11 protein-coding genes are annotated in these 23348 nt (G+C 76.2%); 4 read left to right on the top strand and 7 right to left on the bottom strand.

Going from position 1 to position 23348, the window contains the following annotated elements:
- Positions 1 to 359: 359 nt before the first annotated feature.
- Positions 360 to 878, top strand: a complete 519-nt coding sequence (locus ABZ899_RS31650; protein ID WP_361352840.1) for a hypothetical protein — start codon at positions 360 to 362, stop codon at positions 876 to 878.
- A 22-nt stretch (positions 879 to 900) separates the two neighbouring features.
- Here ABZ899_RS31650 and hemC read toward each other — a convergent pair whose 3' ends face one another.
- The 4 genes from hemC to ABZ899_RS31630 all read right to left on the bottom strand — a co-directional run bounded on the left by hemC (position 901) and on the right by ABZ899_RS31630 (position 4624).
- Positions 901 to 1836, bottom strand: coding sequence for a hydroxymethylbilane synthase (gene hemC, locus ABZ899_RS31645; RefSeq protein WP_361352837.1), 936 nt, complete (start codon positions 1834 to 1836; stop codon positions 901 to 903).
- A 63-nt stretch (positions 1837 to 1899) separates the two neighbouring features.
- On the bottom strand, positions 1900 to 2676 hold the full coding sequence (locus tag ABZ899_RS31640; RefSeq protein WP_361352834.1) for an NPP1 family protein: 777 nt from the start codon (positions 2674 to 2676) through the stop codon (positions 1900 to 1902).
- Between the two features lie 135 nt (positions 2677 to 2811).
- The gene (locus ABZ899_RS31635) at positions 2812 to 3792 is read right to left on the bottom strand and encodes an ATP-dependent DNA ligase (protein WP_361352831.1); all 981 of its coding nucleotides are present in this window, start codon (positions 3790 to 3792) and stop codon (positions 2812 to 2814) included.
- Positions 3793 to 4018: 226 nt separating this feature from the next.
- Positions 4019 to 4624: a DNA polymerase ligase N-terminal domain-containing protein gene (locus ABZ899_RS31630; protein ID WP_361352829.1), complete on the bottom strand. Its 606-nt coding sequence runs from the start codon at positions 4622 to 4624 to the stop codon at positions 4019 to 4021.
- A 166-nt stretch (positions 4625 to 4790) separates the two neighbouring features.
- Here ABZ899_RS31630 and ABZ899_RS31625 point away from each other — a divergent pair, with 166 nt between their 5' ends.
- Positions 4791 to 5762 carry a TauD/TfdA family dioxygenase gene (locus tag ABZ899_RS31625; RefSeq protein WP_361352827.1) on the top strand — a complete coding sequence of 324 codons (972 nt, stop codon included), beginning with the start codon at positions 4791 to 4793 and terminating at the stop codon, positions 5760 to 5762.
- Between the two features lie 4 nt (positions 5763 to 5766).
- Here ABZ899_RS31625 and ABZ899_RS31620 read toward each other — a convergent pair whose 3' ends face one another.
- Positions 5767 to 6645 carry an alpha/beta hydrolase gene (locus ABZ899_RS31620; protein ID WP_361352868.1) on the bottom strand — a complete coding sequence of 293 codons (879 nt, stop codon included), beginning with the start codon at positions 6643 to 6645 and terminating at the stop codon, positions 5767 to 5769.
- Between the two features lie 185 nt (positions 6646 to 6830).
- Here ABZ899_RS31620 and ABZ899_RS31615 point away from each other — a divergent pair, with 185 nt between their 5' ends.
- Positions 6831 to 8783 (top strand): BTAD domain-containing putative transcriptional regulator, encoded by a 1953-nt coding sequence (locus ABZ899_RS31615; protein ID WP_361352824.1) that lies wholly within the window; start codon positions 6831 to 6833, stop codon positions 8781 to 8783.
- 132 nt (positions 8784 to 8915) lie between these two features.
- On the top strand, positions 8916 to 20777 hold the full coding sequence (locus ABZ899_RS31610) for an amino acid adenylation domain-containing protein (RefSeq protein ID WP_361352821.1): 11862 nt from the start codon (positions 8916 to 8918) through the stop codon (positions 20775 to 20777).
- Here ABZ899_RS31610 and ABZ899_RS31605 read toward each other — a convergent pair.
- Entirely contained in the window at positions 20725 to 21753 is a 1029-nt protein-coding gene (locus ABZ899_RS31605) for an LLM class flavin-dependent oxidoreductase (protein WP_361352818.1), read from the bottom strand. The genes ABZ899_RS31610 and ABZ899_RS31605 overlap by 53 nt on opposite strands.
- Positions 21754 to 21841: 88 nt before the next feature.
- On the bottom strand, positions 21842 to 23344 hold the full coding sequence (locus tag ABZ899_RS31600) for a metallophosphoesterase (RefSeq protein ID WP_361352815.1): 1503 nt from the start codon (positions 23342 to 23344) through the stop codon (positions 21842 to 21844).
- Positions 23345 to 23348 lie beyond the last annotated feature (4 nt).

Below are 23348 nucleotides of genomic sequence, written 5' to 3'. Positions count from 1 at the left end.
CGGACCTGAGGAGAAACACCCAGGGGGCTGACCCGCTCCCACGGACGTGCCTCCTGTCCGAAGCACATAACCACACCTTCCCGTACAAACAGCAATTGAAACGCATTTCGTGAATAGCACTGCATGTCGCTGTCGGGTGACGGTGTGTCCCGTGGGGACGACGAGCCCGATGATCTTGGCCGGGAACGTGATGTGCGGCACGGTGGTCGACGAGCCGGGCCGAGGCCGGGACGGATTGTTCCTGCCCACGGCTTGATCGGTGATCAAGGGTGCGAATGGGCTGGCCACAGCGCATTCCACTCATTTGACAGTGCACTGAGCACAAAGATAGGAAGCAGGCCCAGGACGAGAGGTGGACTGTGTACGAGCCGAACGTGGTCGGGGACTGGCACGAGTACGACGAGCATGCCGGTCTGCGTGTCCGCGTCCACGGTCTGGAAGCCGCCGAGCCCCCGCGCGGACGCGACGACGCCGCCGAGGGCCTGACGTACTTCCGGCTGCGTGTCACCGTCGAGAACCGCGGTGAGCGGCATCTCGGCATCCACCTCGAGGACGGCCAGATCGACGTGCGGATCGGCCGCGACGGCGAGGCCGCCTTCATCGACTGGCGGAACTCGCAGTTCATCGAGGGCTTCGACGTCTACCCGCTGCGCCGCGTCACCGCCGTCCTGTACGCGGCGGGCACCGAGGACAGCCTGCGCCAGGTCGACGTGCAGATCCAGCTGCGGGTCGAGGAGGAGTGGGCCGACCGCCGGCTGTGGACCGGTGGCGTGGGCCTGCAGGAGCCCCTCGGCCTTCACGCCGGCACTCTGCGAGACGGCCTCGCGCTCCAGGTCAGCGACTTCCTGCGGGAGCAGGCCGAGGAGGGCACCGCCTGACGCGGCGCCCTTTCCGGCGTCCTCAGTGCGGGATGCCGTCGATGACCTCGCGGGCGCCCTGCCGCAGCAGTGCCACGGCCACCGAGGTGCCCAGCGTCGCCGGGTCCAGCCGGCCGGCCCACTCGTGGGCGTTCAGCCGGGTCTTCCCGTCGGGGGTGAAGACACAGGCCCGCAGGGACAGCTCGCCGCCGCGGTCGACGCGCGCGTAGCCCGCGATCGGGCTGTTGCAGTGGCCCTGCAGGACGTGCAGCAGCATGCGCTCGGCGGTCGCCTCCCGGTACGTGTCCGGGTCGCCGAGGCCGCTGACGGCGTCGATCAGGTCGCTGTCGCCCTCCCGGCACTGGAGGGCGAGGACGCCCGCGCCGATGGGCGGCATCATGGTCTCGGGGGAGAGGATCTCGCTGATCACGCCCGTCCGCCCGATGCGCTCCAGACCGGCCACCGCCAGCAGCAGGGCGTCCGCGTCACCGGCCGCCAGCTTCTCCAGCCGCCGGTTGGCGTTGCCGCGGAACGGCACGCACTCCAGGTGCGGGTGCGTGGCCGCCAGTTGGGCGACGCGGCGCACCGAGGAGGTGCCGATCCGGGTGCCGGCCGGCAGCTCGTCCAGGGTGAGCCCGCCGGGGTGGACCAGCGCGTCGCGGATGTCGTCCCGCTGGAGGAACGCGGCGAAGGTGGTGCCCGCGGGCAGCGGCCGGTCCGCCGGGATGTCCTTGAGGCAGTGCACGGCGAGGTCCGCCTCGCCGGCCAGCAGGGCCGCGTCCACCTCCTTCGTGAACGCGCCCTTGCCCTCCACCTGGGACAGGTCGCCCAGCCACTTGTCGCCGGTCGTCCGCACGGGCACGACCTCGGTGCGGACACCGGGGTGCAGTGCCGCCAACTCGGCACGGACGCGCTCCACTTGGGCGAGCGCCATGGGTGAGTCGCGGGACACGACACGGATCAGTTCAGGCACGGACATGCCGCCACCATAGACCCTCCCGCGCCACCGCCCGGACGCGTCGGCGCGGTTCGGCCCCACCCGTCAGGCGTTCGGGTCGAACGGGATGCCCGACGGTTTCGCGGACGCCAGGTGGCTCGTGAAACTCCCGTCCTTCAGCCCGAAGTGCGCGCTGCCGAAGTCGTGCGCGACCAGCTTGTCGCGCAGGCCCGGCGGGTAGCCGTTCCAGCCGACCAGCGGCGGGTACTGCCAGGTCCCCTTGTGGTTCTCCGGCGGTTCGTCGTTCGCGCCGGCCAGGCGGAAGCAGTGCGTGCTGATGCCGTCCTTGTGGTAGACGACCTTCGCGTGCGTGCCCTCGAAGCGCACCGACGACGCCGCGTGGACGGTGAACGAGCCGTGGTTGGACGTCGAGACGTACCGCACGGCGCCGCCCTGCACCCACACCACGACGTGCTCCCAGTCGTGGCGGTGCCCGCCGAGGCTGACGCCGGGCAGCGCCTGGTCCTTCTCGAAGTACAGGCCGTACAGATAGGCGCACCAGCCGTTGTTGCACGTGTAGCGGCTGTAGGCGTTGGTGTTGTCGAGGTCCGAGGCGTCCCGGCAGTTGCCGTTGAGCGCGCCCGTCGGGTTGAGGCCGCTGTTGACGGTGCCGTCCGGGCCGATGGCGGCGGACGAGTAGCAGCCGTCGGTGTCGTAGTCGAAGGCGGGCTGGTACGCCCGCTCGGCCGCCTCCGCGTTGCCGGGCAGCGCCGGGGGCGGGGCCGCCCAGGCCACCGCGGGGAAGGCGACGACGAGCGCGGCGGCACCGGCCAGACCGGTGAGCCACCTCCTGCGGTGCGTACGGAACGTCTGTGACGACACTGCGTCTCCTCGGGATACGGCGCAGCCCAACGGCTGTGGGGGAAAAGGCAGTTCAGCATCCCCGGTTTTCCCGCGCGCGCCAAGGGCCCCGTGGGCCACGGACGGTGAAGAGTGCAGGAACGAACAGCGTTGCCCTCAGCGGGCGTTCGGCAGGTACGCCGACGACTCCTCGGGTGTCAGGTCCGGCCGCAGCCGCAGCCAGGACGGCTGGCGCAGCATCCCCGACCTCGTGCGGACGCTGTACCGGACCTCGCCGACCAGCCGGGGCACCACCCAGCGGGCGTCCGCCACCCGGGGCACCGGGTCGAACGGGCAGTCCGCCGTGGCGGCGGCCCGCAGCAGCCCGGCCAGCTCGGTGCGCTCGGCCTCGCTCCAGCCGGTGCCCACACCGCCGACGTAGCGCAGTGTCCGCCCGGCCCCGTACTGGCCCACCAGCAGGGCGCCCGGCAGACCGGTGAGCCGCCCCTTGCCGGGCAGCCAGCCCCCGACGACCACGTCCTCGCTGAGCATGTTGCGGATCTTGATCCAGAAGCGGGAGCGCACGCCGGGCTCGTACGGCGAGTCCAGCCGCTTGCACACCAGCCCCTCCAGGCCGTGCTCGCGGGTGGCCTCCAGCGCCTCGGCGCCGTGCCCCACCAGTGCCGTCGGCGTCGACCAGAACGGCCCATGCAGCCCCAGCTCCTCCAGCCGCCCGCGCCGCCGGGAGTACTGCAGGTCCACCAGGGAGCGGCCGCCCAGGTGCATCACGTCGAACAGCACGAGGTGGACGGGGGTGCCGGCGGCCAGCCGGGCCGCCTTCGCCGGCGCGTGCGCCAGCCCCATCCGGGACTGCAGCAGCTGGAAGTCGGCGCGCCCCTCGGCGTCCAGGGCCAGGATCTCCCCGTCGAGCACGGCGGGTGTACCGGCCAGCGCCCCGCCCAGCGGCCGCAGTTCGGGGTAGGCGGCCGTGATGTCGTCGCCGGAGCGGGCGCGCAGCACCAGCCCGCCGTCGCCGTCCAGATAGAGCACCGCCCGCTGCCCGTCCTGCTTCGTCTCGTACGCCCAGCGCGCGTCCTGCGCGGCGGGCGGCAGCTTGCCGGGCGTCGCGAGCATCGGCGGGATCAGGGGCAGGCTCACGGGTCAGTACTCGACGGCGCCGCCCGCGCTCACGCGCCCCCGGCGCCCTTTTCCCCTGATCGGAGGGTGGTGGTCGCCGCCACCGGGTTCACGGGCGTCCGCCGCGTCATCGGCCGGGGCGGCAGCGAAGTGCGGGTGGACACCCACGCCGACCGGGCCCGCGCCTCATGCGGCGCGCCCGACGAGGCACCGTCCGGCGGGCACGCGTCCGGCCGGGCCCGTACCGTCAGCCCGTGCCGCCGTCCGCGGCGACCTGGGCGAGGGTGCGGCCGCTGCGGACCGACCGCGCCCGGTACGGGTCCGGCGTGCCGTGCCCGTGGGCGCCCCTGCCCGCCCTGACCAGCAGCCACGCCTCCCGGTCGTCCTGCCCCCGGCGGAGCCGGGTGAGGGCGAACTCGCCGCGCAGTTTGGAGCCGTGCAGCCGGAACCTGGCGTGACCGCGCTCCAGCGACTCGGCGAAGTCCACGGGCCGCCCCTCGCGGTCGTGGCTGAGCGGTTCGTACGTCCCGCTGTCCCAGACGATCACCGTGCCGCCGCCGTACTCGCCCTTCGGGATCACGCCCTCGAAGTCCTCGTACTCCAGCGGATGGTCCTCCGTCGGCAGGGCGAGCCGCTTGTCCCTGGGGTCCCCGGACGGTCCCTTCGGCACCGACCACGACCGCAGGACGTCCCCCACCTGCAGCCGGAAGTCGAAGTGCAGGGAACGGGCGTCGTGGATCTGCACCACGAACCGCGGTGCCCGCCCCTCGGACGCCCCGCGTCCGCGCGGCTCCCGTGTCCGGTCGATGTCGCGTTTGCCGCGGTACTCCCGCAGCCGGTCCCTCTCGGCCACGCCTGTCTCCTTCCCGAGCGAGCCGGGTACCCCACCGCGGCGCCGGCGACTCCCCCAGGGGGAGTCGCCAGGGCCGCCGGACGCTGCCACGATCATCCCGACGGCCGGCCGCCACCCCCGGGGCCGGCACGGACGACGGATGACGGACGACCGACGGAGTGTGCTGATGACCAGGGAGCAGGCCACCGAGGACGCGACGCGCGCCACGGCGATCGAGGTGAAGCCGGTCGCCGGGCACATCGGGGCGGAGATCACCGGCGTCGACCTCGCCGGTGGGCCGGACGACGGCCAGGTCGCCGCGATCCGGGCCGCGATGCTGCGCTGGAAGGTCGTCTTCTTCCGGGACCAGCGGCTCGACCACGCCGCCCACGTGGCGCTCGCGCGCCGCTTCGGGGAGCCCGTCGTCCTGCGGCGGCGGGGCAGCGCCTCCCCCGAGGGACACCCCGAGATCGAGACGACGGCCGACCGGCTGGAACTCGGCTGCAGGTTCGGCATGGAGCACGACGAGTGGCTGCGGCGCCGCCGCCACCACCTGCTGCGCGGCTGGCACTGCGACCACGGCGCCCGTGTCGATCCGCCCGCCGCGACGATCCTGCGCGCCGAGGCCGTGCCCCCGTACGGCGGCGACACCACCTGGGCCAACCTGGCCGCCGCCTACGCCGGGCTCTCCGAACCCGTCCGGCGGTTCGTGGACGGGCTGCGAGCCGAGCACCGGCTCGGCGTCGGCTACCAGCCCCGGCCCGGCGACGACGCCTACGTCCGGCATCTGCTGGACCATCAGGTCGCCTCCCTGCACCCCCTGGTGCGCGTCCACCCGGAGACGGGGGAGCGGGTGCTGTACGTCAACGGCTACTACGTGGAGCAGATCGACGGACTCTCACGCGCCGAGAGCGGCGCCGTCCTCACGATGCTGCTGGAGCAGGCCGTACGGCCCGAGTACACGGTCCGCTTCCGCTGGGAGCCCGGCAGCGTCGCCTTCTGGGACAACCGGGCCACCATCCACCTCGCGCCCGGTGACACCGCCCACCTCGACGCGCCCCGCGTCATGCACCGGGTGATGCTCGCCGGCGACGTGCCGGTGGGCGTCGACGGCACACCCTCGCGGCCCCTCACCGGCACGGCACCGGGCCGCTGGTGACGGCTCAGCGCCCGAGCAGGTCCCGCAGGGCCTTCACCACCTCCCCGGGCGCCTCCTCGGCCATGAAGTGACCGCAGGTCACCGTCGTGTGGCGCAGATCGGGGGCCCAGGCCCGCCACAGCGCGTCCGCGTCGAAGCCCAGGGCCGCGCCCCAGTCCTGCTGCAGGACACCGACCGGCATGCGCAGGGTGCGGCCCGCGTCCCGGTCGGCCCGGTCGTGCGTGACGTCGACGCCCGCCGAGGCGCGGTAGTCCGCCACGATGGAGGGCACCGCGGCCCGGCAGGCCGACAGATAGGCGGCCCGCACGTCGGCCGGGATCGCCTCCGCGTCGGCGGTCCACAGGTCCAGGAAGTACCCGAAGAACGCGTCCGGGTCCGCGCCGATCATGCGCTCCGGAAGACCGGGCGGCTGCGCCATCAGATACAGGTGGAAACCGACGGCGGCGCCGACGCCGTGCATCACGTCCCACATGTCCAGCGTCGGCAGCACGTCCAGGCACGCCAGATGTGTCACCGCCTCCGGGTGGTCCAGCGCGGCACGGAACGCCACCAGCGCGCCCCGGTCGTGCCCGGCCAGCGCGAAGCGGTCGTGCCCGAGCCGGCGGGCCAGCTCGACCACGTCCGCGGCCATGGTCCGTTTCGCGTAGACGGAGCCGTCGGTCTCCGCCGGTTTGTCGCTGGCGCCGTAGCCCCGCAGGTCCGGGCAGATCACCGTGTGGTCGGCCGCCAGGTCGGCGGCCACGTGCCGCCACATCAGATGCGTCTGCGGAAAGCCGTGCAGCAGCACGACGGCCGGGCCGGAACCGCCCACGGCGGCGTGCAGCGCCACGCCGTCGGCGACGGGGACACGGTGCCGGCCGAAGCCGGGGATGACAGGTGTCATGGCGGTCATGGTTGCGCTCCTTCCAGGAGCGTCGGGGGAAAGGGACACGCACCGATCCTCGGGGCCCTCGATGAGCAGGCGATGAGCACGCGCGCCGCACCCCCGGCCGGCCGGGCACTATCGTGGAAACCGCCGCGGACCAGCCGTTTCCGCCGGCGGCCGGCGACCCGCGACGAAGGAGGGCGATGACGGACCTGGGTCCTCACTTCGGGGTGCTCGGGCCGGTGACGGCCTGGGACGCGGACGGCGGCACGATCGCGCTGAAAGGCCCCAGACACCGCTCCGTGCTGGCCCGCCTCATCGTCGCCCGCGGCCGGGTCGTCCCCGTCTCCCGTCTCGTCGACGACCTCTGGACGGACCCGCCGGACGACGCCGTCGGTGCCCTGCGCACCTTCGTCGCCGCCCTGCGCCGCGCCCTCGAACCCGGCCGCCCGCCCCGCACCCCCGCCCGGCTGCTCGTCACCGACGGCCCCGGCTACGCCCTGCGGGTCCCCGCGGACTCCGTCGACGCCCGGCGCTTCGAGCAGGACGTCTCCGACGCCGCCGCACTGCCCGCCCAGGAGGCGGCCGTACGCCTGGACGAGGCGCTCGGCCGGTGGCGCGGCCCCGCCTACGCCGGGTTCGCCGACGAGCCGTGGGCCCGCGCCGAGGCCGACCGGCTGACCGAGCTGCGCCGGCACGCCCTGGAACTGCGCGCCGAGTCCCTGCTGGCGCTCGGCCAGGCCGACCGGGCGGCGGCGGACCTGCGCGCGCACACCGCCGAACACCCCTGGCGGGAGAACGCCTGGCGGCTGCTCGCGCTGGCCCTGTACCGCACCGGCCGGCAGGCCGACGCGCTGGACGTCCTGCGCAGGGCCCGGGCCCTCCTCGCCGACGAACTCGGCGTCGACCCCGGGCCCGCACTGCGCTCCCTGGAGGCCGACATCCTCCGCCAGTCCGAGCGCCTGGACCACGCCGGCACCCCCGCCGCCCGCGTCTGGGAGCAGGTCGCCGCCGCCTACGACCGCGCCGTCGCCCCCGACGCCCGGGCCCGCCTCGACTCCACCGCCGGCCTGCTGCGCACCCTCGCGCTGACCGGCGGCACCGGCCTGCCGGCCGCCCGCGCCCTGCGCCTCGACACCCTCACGGCCGCCGAGGAACTGGGCGACCCCGAACTGACCGCCCGGATCATCGGCGCCTACGACGTCCCGGCGATCTGGACCCGCCTCGACGACCCGGACCGCGCCCGGCACGTCGTCGCGGCCGCCGAACGCACGCTCGCCGCGCTCCCCGGGGACGGCCACGACGCGGACCGGGCCCGGCTGCTCGCCACCGTCGCCCTGGAGTCCCGCGGCACCCGCCACCCGCGCGGACCCGAGGCCGCCCGCCGGGCCGAGGACCTCGCCCGCCGGCTGGACGACCCGGCCGTCCTCGCCTTCGCCCTCAATGCCGTGTTCATGCAGAGCTTCGGCCGCACCGGGCTGGCGCCCCGCCGGGACGCCATCGGGGCGGAACTCGTCACCCTGTCCGCCCGCCACGGCCTGTCCTCCTTCGAGATCCTCGGCCACCTCGTCCGCCTCCAGGCCCGCAGCGCCCTCGGCGACTTCGCCGCCGCCGACCGGCACGCGGCCGCCGCCGGCGCCCTGGCCGCCCGGCACGAACGCCCGCTCGTCGCCGTGTTCACCGGCTGGTACGCCGCGCTGCGGCTCGACGCCGCGGAGCACGCCCCGCCCGCCGAGGCCGAGGCCGCCTACCGGGACGCGGCGGCCCTCCTCGACGGCGCCGGCATGCCGGGCCTCGCCCACGGACTGCTCCCGCTCGCGCTGCTGTGCCTGCGGCTGCGGCACGGCCTGCCCCTGGACACCGGCGACGACCCGGACCGGGGGCCCTACGCCCCCTGGGCGCGGCCCCTGCTCCTGCTCGAACGGGGCCGCCGTGCCGACGCCCTCGACGCCCTGCGCGCCACCCCCGAACCGCCGCCCGACCTCCTTCAGGAGGCCCTGTGGAGCCTCACCGCACGCGCGGCCGCGGCCCTCGGCGACGAACCGGCGCTGACGCGTGCCCGCACCGCCCTCGCCCCGGCCGCCGACGAACTCGCCGGAGCGGGCAGCGGACTGCTCACCCTGGGCCCCGTCCGCGACCACCTCGGCCCGGGCTGACCGCTTCCGGCCGGCCGATGAACCGTTCGACGCGACGGGCCGTCGTACAGGGCAGTGATCGACGACGCCGCTGCGGGTACGCGCGACCGGCAGTGCACTCCCCGGGCGCCCCGGGGACGAGGAAGGACGCACATGCCGGCTGCCGGACGCCGCACCCCCGACACGCTCCTCGACGTGCTGCTGCACGCCGCCGAGGACGCCCCCGGGCAGGAGATCGTCCACGTCCGGGGCGACGGATCCGAACACGTCGTCCACCACGCCGCCCTGCGCGACGACGCCCTGCGCGTCGCCGGCGGCCTGCACGCGGCCGGGCTGACGCCCGGCACTCCCGTGCCGCTCCTCGCGGACTCCGGCGCCGACTTCCAGCCCCTGTTCTGGGGCGCGCTCGCCGCCGGACTCGTCCCCGTGCCGCTCGCCCCCGAGGCACGCCGAGTGGGCCCGGTGCGGGAAGTCCTTGGCAGGCCCGCGGTGATGGTGGACGACCGCACCGAAGGGCTGCTCGCCGAACTGCCCGGACCCGTGCGCGCCCTGCGGCTCGCGGAGCTGCGCGCGGCCGACCCGCTGCGGGAACCCGTCCGCCGCGCGCCCGGCGACCTCGCGTTCCTCCAGTTCTCCTCCGGAAGCACCGGCGCCCCCAAGGGCGTCGAGCTCACCCACGAGGCGGTCGTGGCCAACCTGCGCCAGATCCGCACCGCCCTGGCCATCACCCCCGACGACGTGCTGGCCACCTGGATGCCCTACTTCCACGACATGGGCCTCATCGGCACCCACCTCGTCCCCCTCGCGGCCGGCCTGAAGCAGGTGCGGCTGGAACCCCTCGCCTTCGCCAAACACCCGGTGCGCTGGCTGGAGACGGCCGCCCGGCACCGGGCCACCCTGCTGTCCGCGGCGAACTTCGCGCTCGCGCTGTGCCTGCGCCGCGTCCCGGACGCCGCCTGGGCCGGCCTCGACCTCGGCCAGGTTCGGCTGCTGCTCGTGGGCGCCGAGCCGATCGCGCCCCGCGTCTGGCGGGAGTTCGCCGCCCGGGCCGGCCGGGCGGGCCTGGACGCCTCGGCGCTGCTCCCCGTGTACGGGCTGGCCGAGGCCACCCTCGCCGTGACCGTGCCCCCGCTCGGCGAGACCGCCGTACCGCTGCGGCTGGACCGGCGGGCGCTGAGCGCCGGACGGGCCGTCCCCGGCGGGGACGACGCCGTCGAACTGATGGACGTGGGCGGCCCTGTCCCCGGCTGCGAGGTCCGGATCACCGACGGCACCGGCGGGGCGCTGGACGCGGGGCGGGTCGGGCACGTCGAGGTGCGCGGCCCCCAGGTGGCGCGCGGCTACCACCGCGACCCCGAGGCGAGCGCGGCCGCGTTCACCGGCGGCTGGCTGCGCACCGGCGACCTCGGCTTCCTCCACGACGGGCGGCTGTGCGTCACCGGGCGGCACAAGGACGTCGTCTTCGCCGGCGGACGCACCTTCCACGCGACCGACGTGGAGGAGACCGCCGCCGCTACCCCGGGGCTGCGGGACGGCACGGTCGCCGTCATCGGCTCCACCGACCCCGGCACCGGGCACGACCGGGTCGTCGTGTTCGTCCAGTGGGCGCGGCCCGCGCGGGCCACCGCCCTGCCGGTGCTGGAGGCGGTCGCGGCCCGCGTGCGCATGGCGCTCGGCCACGACGACGTCCGGGCCCTGCCGCTGCCTCCCGGGGCGTTCCCCCGGACGACCAGCGGCAAGCTGCGGCGGGCCCTGATGCGCGAACGGTTCGAGGCCGGGGCGTACGCGAGGGTCGAGGACCGGTTCGCGCCGGCGCGGGCGGGAAGCCGGCCCGGACGCGCCGCCGGGGACGAGGAGACGGGCGGCCGGCCGGGGGCGGTGCCGCGGTCGCGGCGGGAGGCGGAGGAGACGGTCCGGCGGATCTGGGCGCGGGTGCTGGACCTCACGCCCGGGGACATCGGCCGCGAGGACGGGTTCTTCGCCCTGGGCGGTTCCTCGGTGAAGGCCATGGAGGTGCTGGCGGCGCTGGAGGACGCGTTCCGTGTCCCGCTGGAACCCCGGATCGTGCGCGACCACGACACGGTGGCCGCGCTGGCCGGTCATCTCCTCCCGCCGGAGGGAGGTGCCTTCCCCGGCCGGGAACCGGACGACAGCCCGCCCCCGGCGCCGGGTGGCGGGCCGGTCGCGGTGCTCGCCATGGCCTGCCGGTTCCCCGGCGCCGAGACCCCCGAGGAGTTCTGGGAGCTGCTGGTCTCCGGCCGGGACACCGTGACCGCCGTACCGGCCGGCCGCTGGGGCGACGGGACGCAGGCCGCCGGCCGGTTCGGCTCCTTCCTGCCCGCGCCGGCGGACTTCGACGCGGACTTCTTCGGCATGGACGACGCCGAGGCCCGCGCCACCGATCCGCAGGCCCGCGTCTTCCTGGAACTCGCCCACGAGGCCCTGGAGCGCGCCGGATACGCGGGGCCGCGCCGCGCGGGCCGCACGGTCGGCGTGTTCGCCGCCGTCGGCGACAGCGGCTACCGCGAGGTGCTGGCCGAGGCGGCCGGCGGCGACCTCGCCGGCCACCCCGGCGCGCTCACCGGCAACCTGCCCAACCTGATCGCGGCCCGCCTCTCCCAGGCCCTCGACCTCGACGGGCCCGCCCTGGCCGTGGACACCGCCTGCTCCTCGGCGCTGGTGGCGCTCCACCTGGCCCGCCGCAGCCTGCTCGCCGGCGAGTGCGACGTCGCCGTGGTCGGCGCGGTGCACCTCGCCCTCACCGCCACCGGCCACCGGCTGCTCGCCGACGCGGGCGCGCTGTCTCCGACGGGCGTCAGCCGCCCCTTCGGCGCCGACGCCGACGGCCTCGTGCCCGGCGAGGGCGGAGCCGCCCTCGTGCTCACCCGGCACGACGACGCCGTACGCGACGGCGATCCCGTCCTCGCCCTGGTGCGCGGGACCGCCGTCAACAACGACGGCCGGTCCCTTAGCCTGCTGGCGCCCAACCCGCGCACCCAGCGCGACGTCATCACCCGCGCCTACGCCGAGTGCGGCGTCGACCCCGGCACGGTGTCGTACGTCGAGGCCCACGGCACCGGCACCGCCCTCGGCGACCCGGCCGAGGCGCAGTCGCTCGGGCACGCCTTCCCGCCGCGCGCCGACGGGCTCCCGCGCCTGCTCGGCTCGGCGAAGGCGACCGTCGGGCACCTCCTCAACGCCGCCGGAATGCCCGGCCTGGTGAAGACGGTCCTGGCGCTCCGGCAGCGCAGTCTGCCGCCCTCCCCGAACTGCGCACCGCCGGCGCCCTCCCTGGAGCGCCTGGCCCCCGGATTCCAGCTCGTCGACACCGTACGGCCCTGGCGGGCCCCCGGCCCGCTCGTCGCGGGCGTCAACGCCTTCGGGTTCGGCGGCACCAACGCCCACGCCGTCCTGGAGGAGGCGCCCGCCCGGGCCCCCGAGACACCGCCGGCCGCCCGGGGCCCGCACCTGCTCACGCTCTCCGCCCGCGGCGCCGACGCCCTGCGGGCCGCCGCCGGCGAGCTCGCCGCCCACCTCCGCGCCCACCCCGAGCTGTCCGAGGCCGACGTCTGCGCGGCCGTCGGGACGGCCCGCGACGACGGCCCCCACCGCCTCGCCCTGGCCGCCGACGGCGATCTCGCGGACCGGCTGGAGGCCGCCCGCACCGACGACTTCGGCCGCGCCCGGCCCTCCCGTCCCAGGACGGTCTTCCTGCTGCCCGGCCAGGGTGCCCAGCGCCCCGGCCCCGGACGCGCCCTGTACGAGGCGGCACCCGCGTTCCGGGAGACCCTGGACGAGGCGTCCGCGCTCGTCGGGCCGGTGCGGGGGCGCCCGCTCGCCGACTGGTGCCTGGACCCGCACGCGGACCCCGGCGACCTGGCGAGGACGGAGGTCGCCCAGCCCCTGCTCGTCGCGTACGGGGTGGGCCTGGCCCGGCAGTTGGACCGGTGGGGGGTGCGGCCGGACGCGGTCGCCGGGCACAGCGTGGGGGAGATCGCCGCCGCCTGCGTCGCCGGTTCCCTCACCCTCGCCGAGGCCGTCGGCTTCGCCGCCGAACGCGGACGGCTCGTCGCGGAACGGGCCCGCCCCGGCGCCATGGCGGCCGTCCGGGGCGACGAGGACACCGTCGCCGCGCTCGTCGCCGCGTCCGGCGGCTCCCTGGCCGTCGCCGCCGTCAACGGGCCCGGCCAGGTGGTGATCTCCGGCTCAGCCACCGCCGTCGACCAGGCCCTGGCGGAGCTGACCGGACGAGGGGTCGCGACACGCCGGCTACGGGTCTCGCACGCGTTCCACTCCCCGCTGCTGGAGCCGGTCCTCGGCCCGTTGCGGGACGCGGCACGCCCGCTGACCGCCGCACGGGGGGAGGTGCCGATGCTGAGCACCGTCACCGCCGACTGGGGACCCGCCCTCACGCCCGCGTACTGGCAGCGGCACGCCGTCGCGCCCGTACGGTTCGGGGCGGCCGTCGAACGGCTGCTGCGGGACGGCTACGACACCTTCCTCGAACTCGGGCCCGGCGACACCCTCGGAGGTGCGGTCCGCGCCACCGCCCGGAACGCGTTCGACGCCACGGTGCTGACACCCGCTCAGGGTGACGCCCGGGCGCTGCTGGAGGCCGTGGGCCGGCTGTGGGCACGCGGGGGCACCCTGCGCCGTCCCCTCTCGCACCGGGGGACCGGGCGCGCCCGGGTGCAGGTGCCGACGTACCCGTACCGGCGCCGCCGCCACTGGCCGGTCGAGCCGCGCACCGACGCCGTGGTCCGGCGCCTCGACTGGGCCGACACCCCGCCGGCAGCGGGGGAGCGGCCCCGTGCCGTGCGGCTCGTCGGGGCGGACCGGGAACTGGGCCGGGCCCTCGCCGAGCGGCTCGCGGACAGCGGGGTGGCCGTGGGGGACGACGGCCCGGCCCCGGACACCGTGGTGTGGCTGCCGGGCGAGGCGCAGGACGTGGACACGGCCGTCGAGGACACCCTGGCATCGCTGCGACGCGTCCTCGATCTGCTGTCCGGCCACCCGTCACGCCTGCTCGTCGTCACCGAGGACGCCTACGCCACCGGCGTCTCGGGGCGGGCGGCGGTCCCGGCGCGGGCGCTCGCGCACGGTCTCGCCGGGGCCCTCGCGCAGGAACACCGGGGACTGACGGCACGGGGAGTGGACCTGAGCGGCGCCGATCCCCTGGCCGCCCGTCTCGACGCACTGGAACGGGAGCTGGGCGCGGCCCACGGACCGGACGCCGAGCCCACGGTCGCGTGGCGTGCGGGACGCCGCCTCGGCCGTGCGCGGACCGCCCTGCCGGACACCGGGGCGCCGGTCCGGGCCCTGCCGCCCGGCGGCACGTACCTGATCACCGGGGGAGCCGGTGGACTCGGCTCCGCGCTGGCGCGCGACCTGGCGGGCGGCGGCGCCCGCGAACTCGTCCTCGCCGGACGCTCCGTGACGGCCCCGGAGGCGCTGCTGGCCGAGCTGCGGGCCCTCGGCGCCCGGGCCGTCCACCACGTCACCGACGTCGGCGACCCGGCCTCCGTGGACGCCCTCTTCGCCACGCTGCCCGCGCTGGACGGGGTGTTCCACGCCGCCGGCACGGTCCGCCCCGGCACCCTGCGCTCCAAGCCGGACGGGGAGATCCGGCAGGCGCTCGCCGCCAAGGTGCGCGGCACGGTCCTGCTCGCCGACGCCCTGCGCCGCCACGGCCAGGACCCGGCCGTCCGGGTCGTGTTCTCCTCGGTCGCCTCGGTGCTGCCGGGCCTCGCGGGAGCGCTGGGCGACTACGCGGCCGCCAACGCCTTCCTCGACGCGTTCGCCGCCGCCGAACACGCGGCGGGACGTCCCTGGCAGGCCGTCGGCTTCGGACCCGTCGGCGACGCGGGGACGGCCGCCGGGACCGGGTCCGCGACGCGGCTGCGGGAGCTGGGGCTGACGCCGATGACCGCGCGGGAGGCGATCGCCGCGCTGCGGACCGCCGTCGGGACCGGTGCCCCGCATCTGCTGGTGGTACCCGAACGGGTCGGACCGGCCGTGCGCAAGGCGCCTTCGGCGGCCCCCGCCGTCCGGGCGCCGCACCCCGCCCCGGCCTCCGCCGGCCCGGACCCGGACGACACCGCCGGCCTGGTCCGCCGTCTGCTGGCCGAGGCCCTGCACCGCGAGCCCCGCGACATCGGCGACGACGACCCCTTCCTCGGCCTCGGGCTGGACTCGCTCACCGCCGTGGACCTCGCGCGCCGGCTGGAGAGCGAACTCGGCCGGCCGCTGCCCGCCACCCTGCTCTTCGAACACCGGACCGTCGGCGAACTGACGGCCCATCTGCGGACCGCGCCCCCGGAGGACCGCCCGCCCGCACCCCGCCCCGCCCGGCGGCACCCCGGCGACGGCGGGCCGATCCCGCTGACCCCGCTGCAACGCGCCTTCCTCACCACCGAGGCCCTGTTCGAAGGCGTCACCGCCCACGGCTACGTACGGCAGACCGTGCGCGGCCTCCTCGACACCGACGTGCTCGGCCGGGCGCTGTCCCGACTCGCCGCCAGGCATCCCCTGCTGCGTCTGCGCGTCACCGGAGCCGTGCCCCCGCTGCAGTACACGGCGCCCGCCGAACCGGCGGATCGCCCGCCCCGCTGGTACACCGTGCACGACACCGACGACGCCGACCGCGTCCTGCCCGACCTCGAAGTGCGGCTGTGCAACCGGCCGTTCGACCTGACCGCCGAGGACCCGGTGCGTGCCGTCCTGGTCCGCGACCGCCGGGACGCCCGCGTCGCGCATCTGCTGCTGGTCGTCCACCACGGTGCCGCCGACGGCTACAGCCTCAAAGTGCTGTGCGAGGACCTGTGGGCGCTCTACACCGCCCTCACCGACACCGGGTCCAGCACCGAACCGCCCCCGGCGCAGGCCGACTTCGCGGAGTACGCCGCCCTCCTCGCCGCCGACCGCGACACGCCCGCCTTCGACCGCGACCTGCGCTACTGGCGGGAGCGGATCGCCGCGCACGGCCCGGCCGACACCGCCGACGCGCTGCCGTACGACGGCGATCCGCGGTCCGCGCCCACACCGCCGTACGTCCACCACCGGGCGACCGCCGACGCGGCGCTCAGCTCCGACCTGCGCGATCTGGCCGCACGGCACGAGGTGTCGCTCTTCCACCTGCTCCTCGCCGTCCACGTCCGCTGCCTGGCCCGCTGGAGCGGACGGCCGGCGGTCGCGGTGAACGTGGCGCGCTCCCGCCGGGAGGCGGCCCTGCCCGGCATCGAACACCTGGTGGGCCCGCTCGCCGACACCCTCCCCGTCCTCGTGCGGGTGGACCCCGCCGAGAGCGTGCCCGAACTGGCCGTGCGGCTGCGGCACATCTGGCGCGAGGCGGAGGCGCACGGCACCCCGGGCAGCCCCGACCTCGCCGCGTCCCTGCCCACCGGCGGGCCCGCTCCCCGCACGGTGGCGCCCGCCGGGTTCAGCTTCGCGCGCTTCCCCGTGCGCCACGGCCACGGCCGGCCCGTGACGGTGACGCCGACGGCGGCGGCCACCGCCTCCGCCGCGACCCGGCTCGGCCTGCTGTGCTGGGAGGCGGACGAGACCCTGCACTTCTCCTGGAACCACCCCGCCCACCTGTTCCGGAGCGAGACCACCGCACGGCTGGCGGAGGACTACCTGGCGGAACTGCGGGCCGCCGCCGGTCACGCCCGCCACCCCCTCCCGCCGGCCGGCGACGGCATCACCGGCCGGCTCCTCGCCCGGTTCCGCGCGACCCCGGACGCCGTGGCGGTCGACACCGGCCGGACCACGCTCACCTACGCCGCCCTCGACATGGCCTCCGCCGCCCTCGCGGCCCGGCTGCGCGTGAAAGGCGTGGGCCCCGGTGACCTGGTAGGTCTCCTGGTCGAGCAGGGCCCGGACGTCGTGGTCGGCATCGTGGGCATCCTCCGCGCGGGCGCGGGCTGGGTGCCGATGGACCCCGAGCACCCGGCGGCACGCCGGCGGGAGCACCTGCTGCGGACCGGCGTCACCACCGTGGTCTGCCACGCCGCGACCCGCGAGACGGCCGCCGAACTCGACGGCGTGGAAGCCGTGTTCGCCGACCGGCCCGGCACCGGCGCCCCGCCCGGCCCCGATCCGGACCGGCACGCCGGCCCCGACGCCGTCGCCTACGTGATCCTCACCTCGGGCTCCACCGGCCGCCCCAAGGCCGTCCCGATCACCCACCGATCGCTGCTCACCTACCTCGACTGGGCACTGGACACCTTCGGCTACGGTCCCGGGGACCGGCTTCTGCAGACGGCGTCCGTCTGCTTCGACGCCTCCGTACGGCAGGTGCTGGCACCGCTGCTGGCCGGGGCCACCGTCCACACCGTCTCCCGGGACGTGCTCCGCGACCCGGACGCCCTCCTGGACCGCGTCGTCGACGACGGGATCACCGTGTGGAGTTCGGTGCCGACGCTGTGGGAACGGCTGCTCACCACCGCCGAGAGCCGGACCGGGCGGGACCGGACGCCCCCGGATCTGTCGGCGCTGCGCTGGGTGCACGTCGGCGGCGAGGCCCTGCCCGCCGCACAGGTGCGCCGCTGGTTCGACCTGCTCGACGCGTGCGGCGGCGCACCGGGCCACCGGGTCGCCAACCTGTACGGGCCCACCGAGGCCACCATCAACGCCACCTGCCACATCCTCGACGCCCGCCCGGCCGACGACCTGCGCGACGTGCCCATCGGCCGGCCGGTCGCCGGCACCCACGTGGACGTCGTCACGCCCGGCCTGCGCCCCTGCGCACCCGGCGAGGCGGGCGAACTCCTCATCGCCGGAACCGGACTGACGCCCGGGTACCTCGGCGAACCCGAGCTCACCGCGGCGGCGTTCGTCGAGCGCGACGGCCGGCGCTGGTACCGCAGCGGCGACCGGGTCCGGCGTGCCCCGGACGGCGCCCTCGCCTTCCTCGGCCGGCTGGACGACCAGGTCAAGGTCCACGGCCACCGGGTCGAACCCGGCGAGATCGAGGCCGTCCTGCTGTCCCACCCGGACATCGCCCGCGCCGCCGTCCTGCCCGCCGGGGGACGCCTGGCCGCCCACCTCGAACCCCGGCCGGGCGCACCCGTCCCGGACACCCGTGCCGTGCGGGCCTTCCTGTCCCGCACCCTGCCGCCGTACATGCTGCCCGGACGGGTGCACGGCGTCACCGCGATGCCCCTCACCGGCACCGGCAAGATCGACCGCGAGCGGCTGGCCCGCGAAGCGGGTGCCCCGCGTACGGCCCCCGCCCCCGTGCCCCGGGACTCCGCGGAGGCCACCGTCCCGGCCCCCCGGCTCCCCGCGCCCACGGGAGCGGCGCCCGCCACGCCGACCGAGCGCGCACTCGCCCGCATCTGGGCGGCGCTGCTCGACGCCCCGGACGTCACGGCCGACGACGACTTCTTCGAGCTGGGCGGCGACTCCATCATGGTGCTGGAGCTGTTCGCCCGGATGCGCGCCGAACTCCCCGCCGTGCCGCGGCCGGCGGTCCTCCACACCCACCGCACCCTGCGCGCACTGGCGAAGGCCGTGGACGCCGCCGAGCCGCCACCGGAGGCCGTCCCGACCGCCGCCGCGACCGGCCCGTACCCCCTCACACCGGCCCAGCGGGGCTTCCTCCTCGCCGACACCCTCGACCCGGCCGCCGGCTCCGCCTGGCTCGCCCGGTTCCGGCTCACCGGCCGTCTGCGCCCCGACCTGTTCCAGCAGGCCGTCGACGTGCTGGTGGCCCGGCACCCCATGCTGCGCACGGTGTTCCCCGCCGGGGCCCGGCCGCCCGTGCAGCAGGAACTCCCGGACTCGCTGCGGCTGCCCGTCCTGCGGGAGACCGTCCACCCCGACCTGCTGGAGGAACGGATCGCCGAGGAGGGGCGGCGCCGGCTGGAGCCCTGGGCCTGGCCGCTGCTGCGGGCGGCCCTGTTCACCACGGCACCCGACGAGCACGTCCTCCTCGTCCACGCCCACCACCTCATCGGCGACGGCTACAGCGCAGCCCTGCTCGCCGGGGAACTCCTCACCGTGTACGACCGCCTCGACCGGGGGATGCCCCCCGGCCTGCCCCCGCTGGAGAGCACCTTCCGCGACCACGTCGTTTGGTCCGCCGGGCGGCCCCGCCCGTCCGGCCCCCGGGCCGAGGCGTACCGGGCCCGGCTGAACGCCCCCTACAGCCCGCCCGGGTTGCGTCCGTCCGGCAGCGAGGGCGCGCCGTCCGGGTTCCACACCGCCGCGTTCACGGTCGACGCCGCCACCACGCGACGGCTGCGCCGGCTGGCCCGCTCCGCGCACAGCACCCTTCACGCCCCGCTGCTCACCGCCTACCACCGGGCCCTCACCGCCCTGACCGGACAGCGCGACGTGGTGATCGGCCTCGCCGTCACCGGACGCGAGGACTCCACCGCGGACGCGCACCGGGTGTTCGGGCCCTTCGCGCAGGCCGTCGCGGTGCGCCCGGCCCCGCCCGCCGACCCCGGCCGGCGGCCCGGCTTCGCCGAGGACCTGCGCCGGATCGCCGCCGAGACGGAACTCGCCCGCGCCGAGGGCCCCACCGGCCCCGACCTCGCCACCGGGCTGCCCCGGCACGCCCAGTTCTTCTTCACCTTCCTCGACTTCACCTCGCTGGGCGCGCCGCCCGGCGGCACGCCGGCGCTGAGCGCCGACGCGTCGGACACCCTGCTCGCCCCGCCCCCGCCCGGCACCGACGTGTTCCTGGCCGTACGGCCGGAGCCCGACGCGCAGGGGCTGCGCGTCACCGTCCGCGCCTCCGCGGCGGCGCTCACGGCCGGCCGGGCCACCGAGCTGGCCGAACGGATCCACGAGGAGCTGCGGGCCGGCGCGGCCCGCACCCGCCGGGCCCCGGCGCTGGACGCGGCGCTCGTCGGCTGTCTGCCCGCCCCGGGGCACCTCGCCGCCCTCGCCGGACTGCCGCCCGGCACCCCGCGTCCCGGCCGTGAGGAGATCCGCGGCCTGCTCTTCCCGGACGGCCGGGCCCGGCTGCTGGAGCGCACCGGCACCCCGCTGGGCCTGTCCGGTTTCGTCGCGCTGCCGCTGTTTGCCGACGAACTGGCCGCCGCCGGAGACCTCGCGGCCCGCACCGCGCGGGCCGTCGAGCACGCGGCCGCGCTCGGCGCCCGCTGCGTCTCGCTCGCCGGGACGATCCCGTCCCTCACCGGCTACGGCTTCGACGTGCTGCGGGAGGCCCGGACGGACGCGGCGATCACCACGGGGCACGCCACGACGACCGTCGCCGTCGTGAAGACCGTGCACGCCGCCCTCGACGCCACCGGGGGCCGGCTCGACCGGCTGTCCCTCGCCGTCGTCGGCTGCGGTTCGATCGGCACCTCGGCGCTGCGGCTGCTGCTGGCGCGGTCACCCCGCCCGCCGGCCCACCTCGTGCTGTGCGACCTGCCCGGCAGCGGGCCGCGGCTCCAACGGCTGGCGGCGGAGCTGACGGACCTGCACCCCGGCCTGTCCGTACGGATCGTGGAGTCGGGCCCCGAACTGCCCGACGAGGTCTACGCCGGCGAGGTGATCGTGACCGCCGTGAGCGGCGCGTCGGAGCTCGTGGACGTCGGCCGGCTGCGGCCCGGCACAGTCCTGGTCGACGACTCCTTCCCGCACTGCTTCGACACCGCGCGGGCGCTGGAGCGCATGACCGCGCGGGGCGATGTGCTGGTCGTAGGCGGTGGCCTGCTGGACGTCGGCGCCACCCGGACCCGGCTCGGCGAGGACCTCCCGGACGTCGCCGCCGCCGGCTTCGCCGGGCGCACCGGCATCCCGGGCACCCTGGCCTCCTGCCGGCTGGAGTCGCTGCTGCACGCCCACCGCACGACGGAACCGGGCCGTGACCCCGGCGGCCTGCCGCTGACGCACGGCCTGGTCGACCTGTCCCGGGCACTCGCCCACTGGGACGCCGTCGAGGCGGCCGGGGTGGCGGCCGCCCCGCTGCACCTGCTCGACCACGAGGTCCCGGCCGCCCGGCTCAAGGCGCCGGACGCCCCAGCGCCGGACCGAGCCGGGTCGCGATGTCCGTGAGGATCTGCACGTAGTCGTCGTGCCCGAACGTGAACGGCAGGGCGAACGCCACCTCGTCCACCTCACGGAACGCCGCGTGGGCGTGGAGGCGTTCAGCGATCTCCTCGGAGGTGCCGAAGAGGTCCGGCGCGAACAGCAGCCGCGCCGGGCCCTGCGGGGAGGCGGTGCGGGGCATGCGCTCGGCGACGTACTTCTCGTACCGGGCCCGCTGTTCGGGCGTCGCCGAGTCGGTCGGGATGACGACGAGGCCCTGGGACACCCGGGCGCGCTCCCCGTCGGGGTGGCGCTCCCGGAAGGCGCGAATGTGGGACAGCTGGATCCGCGCGAAGTCGGGTGCGCCCTCCTGCTCGTCCTCCACCTTGACGACGCTGCTGGTCAGCAGGTTCATCCCGTGTTCGCCCGCCCAGCCGGCCGAACGCAGCCCGGCGCCGCCGTACCACATGCGGCCGCCCAGCCCCGGGGAGTGCGGCTGCACCCGGTCGGAGAACACCTCGAAGCCCTCCGTGCCGCTGAAGTCCGTGACCCGCTCGCCCCGCACGAAGTCCAGCAGCCGCCGCACCCGCTCGTACCCGAAGTCCTCGGCGTCGGCGGTGTCCGGGTACAGGGCCTCCTTGACCCGGTCGTAGTGCGTCGGCCGGCCCACGCTCACCCCGGGGTTGAGCCGCCCGCCGGACAGCAGGTCGACGGTGGCGAGATCCTCGGCGAGGCGCAGCGGGTTCTCCCAGCCGAGCGGGATCACCGCGGTGCCGAGCTCGATCCGGCGGGTGCGCTGCGAGGCGGCGGCCAGGACGGCGACGGGGGAGGAGATGCCGTACTGCAGATGCCGGTGGCGGACCCACGCGCTGTCGAAGCCGAGGCGCTCGCCCAGCTCGATGAGCTCCAGGGTGGACTCGTGGCCGCGGGCCGGGTCCGCCCCGTCGAACAGTCCGATGGTGAGGAAGCCCAGCTTGCGCAAGGGGCGGGAGATGGGTGCCACAGGCCCTCCGTCGTCCGATGACCGCGTGATCGAAGCCGTACGGCTCGGGCAACGCCCTCCCGGACGGGGATGTTCCCGCCCCCGGGCCTCAGACCAGCGGGATCGTCACCTCGTCCTCCACCGGGGGGTCGACTTCCTGGGCGAGGTTCCCCGTCGCGGCGTGGCAGCGCAGCCGGATGGCCTCCGGGCCGACGTCCAGTCGCAGGAAACACTTGAAGAACGGCGGGCTGTACGTCGCCGAACTCGGCGAGAAGAGCTGTGTGTAGAGCTTGCGCACCGGCAGCCGCAGCCGGGCGGCGCGGTCGGGGCGGCGGCCCGCGCCGAGCAGGGAGGCCACCAGCCGGACCCGCCGGGTGACGCGTGCCGTGGCCCGCTGTGCGCGGGTCAGCCGCATCCCCAGGCGCTCGGCGACGACGGCCGCCGCCTCGGCCTCGGTCAGGGTGAAGAAGCGGCGCAGCCGCAGCCGCCGGCCGTACAGCGCGCTGTAGAACGCCAGGGAGTCGCCGCGCAGCGGATAGCAGCGGAAGTCGTCCTCGCCGACACCCGCCACGTCGACCTTGGGGATGGTGTGCGTGGCGTGCATGAAGGCGCCGCCGCCGCCCGCGACGACGTACTGGATCGTGCGGTCGCCCACCCGCACCGGGTAGCGCTGGTAGTTGTGGATGTCGCCGCCGATCGCCGCCACATAGCGGTGGGCCGGATCGCGGACGATGTCGTCCACCGTGCCGCCGCCCTCGATGGCGCAGGGGTGGTGCTCGCCGTCCACGTACAGCGGCGAACCCGTGACGAGGATCTTCGGGCGGGGGTCCCTCGACACCTCGCGCAGCCACGCGCCCTGTTCGGCGTCGATCGTCCCGAGCAGCCCCGTGTCGATCCCGACGATCCGGATCGGCCCGGCGTCGATCGCCCAGTACGGGCCGGGCTGAACGGCCAGTTGGGCGGGGTCCGACCGCAACTTCCGTGCCTCGTCGAGACCTTGAGCGTCGTCCTCGCGCGGCCGGTGCCACAGCAGCGACCGCAGCCAGGCCCGGCTGAGCGGGCGCGGCGCGGGCTCCGGGGCGAGCGGCGGGGCGTCGTCGCAGAACACCCGCATGAACGCGGTCAGGTCCTCGTACCAGTCGTGGTTGCCGGGTATCGCGTAGATGGGCGCCCGGTAGTCCCGGTACGGCCGGAAGAACTTCGGTCCGTAGTCGCCGGCGCCGCCCACCGGGTAGATGACATCGCTGGCGAGGACCGCGAACCGGGTGTCCTGACCCTCCCTCAGAAGCCCGGGTACGACCGCGTACTGCGGGTCGTCGCCCTCGCCGGTGTCCCCGATGACGAGGAAGGAGAACCGGTCGGGGTCGTCGCGCCGGATCACCTTGTCGGCCGGTGCGCCGGCGGCCGCCCGCTGGGCCACCCACCGGGAGCGGGTACGGCCGGTGGGATCCCCGAACCAGGAGGCCAGCACGCCGTTGCGGGCCGCCCACAGCATCCGGGGGTCGAGCCAGGAGATCTTCCGGCCCCCGGGCGGCATCAGCCCTTTGTAGGTGCCGGGTTCGGCCGCGCCCCAGCCGGCGCCTTCCGGGGTATCACGTGAGGAGACAGACACCGGT

The organism is Streptomyces sp. NPDC046859 (genome assembly GCF_040645135.1).
In the GTDB taxonomy this organism is placed as follows: Bacteria; Actinomycetota; Actinomycetes; order Streptomycetales; family Streptomycetaceae; genus Streptomyces.
Note: the sequence above shows the minus strand (reverse complement) of the source record. Positions and strands in the feature narration are given on the sequence as shown.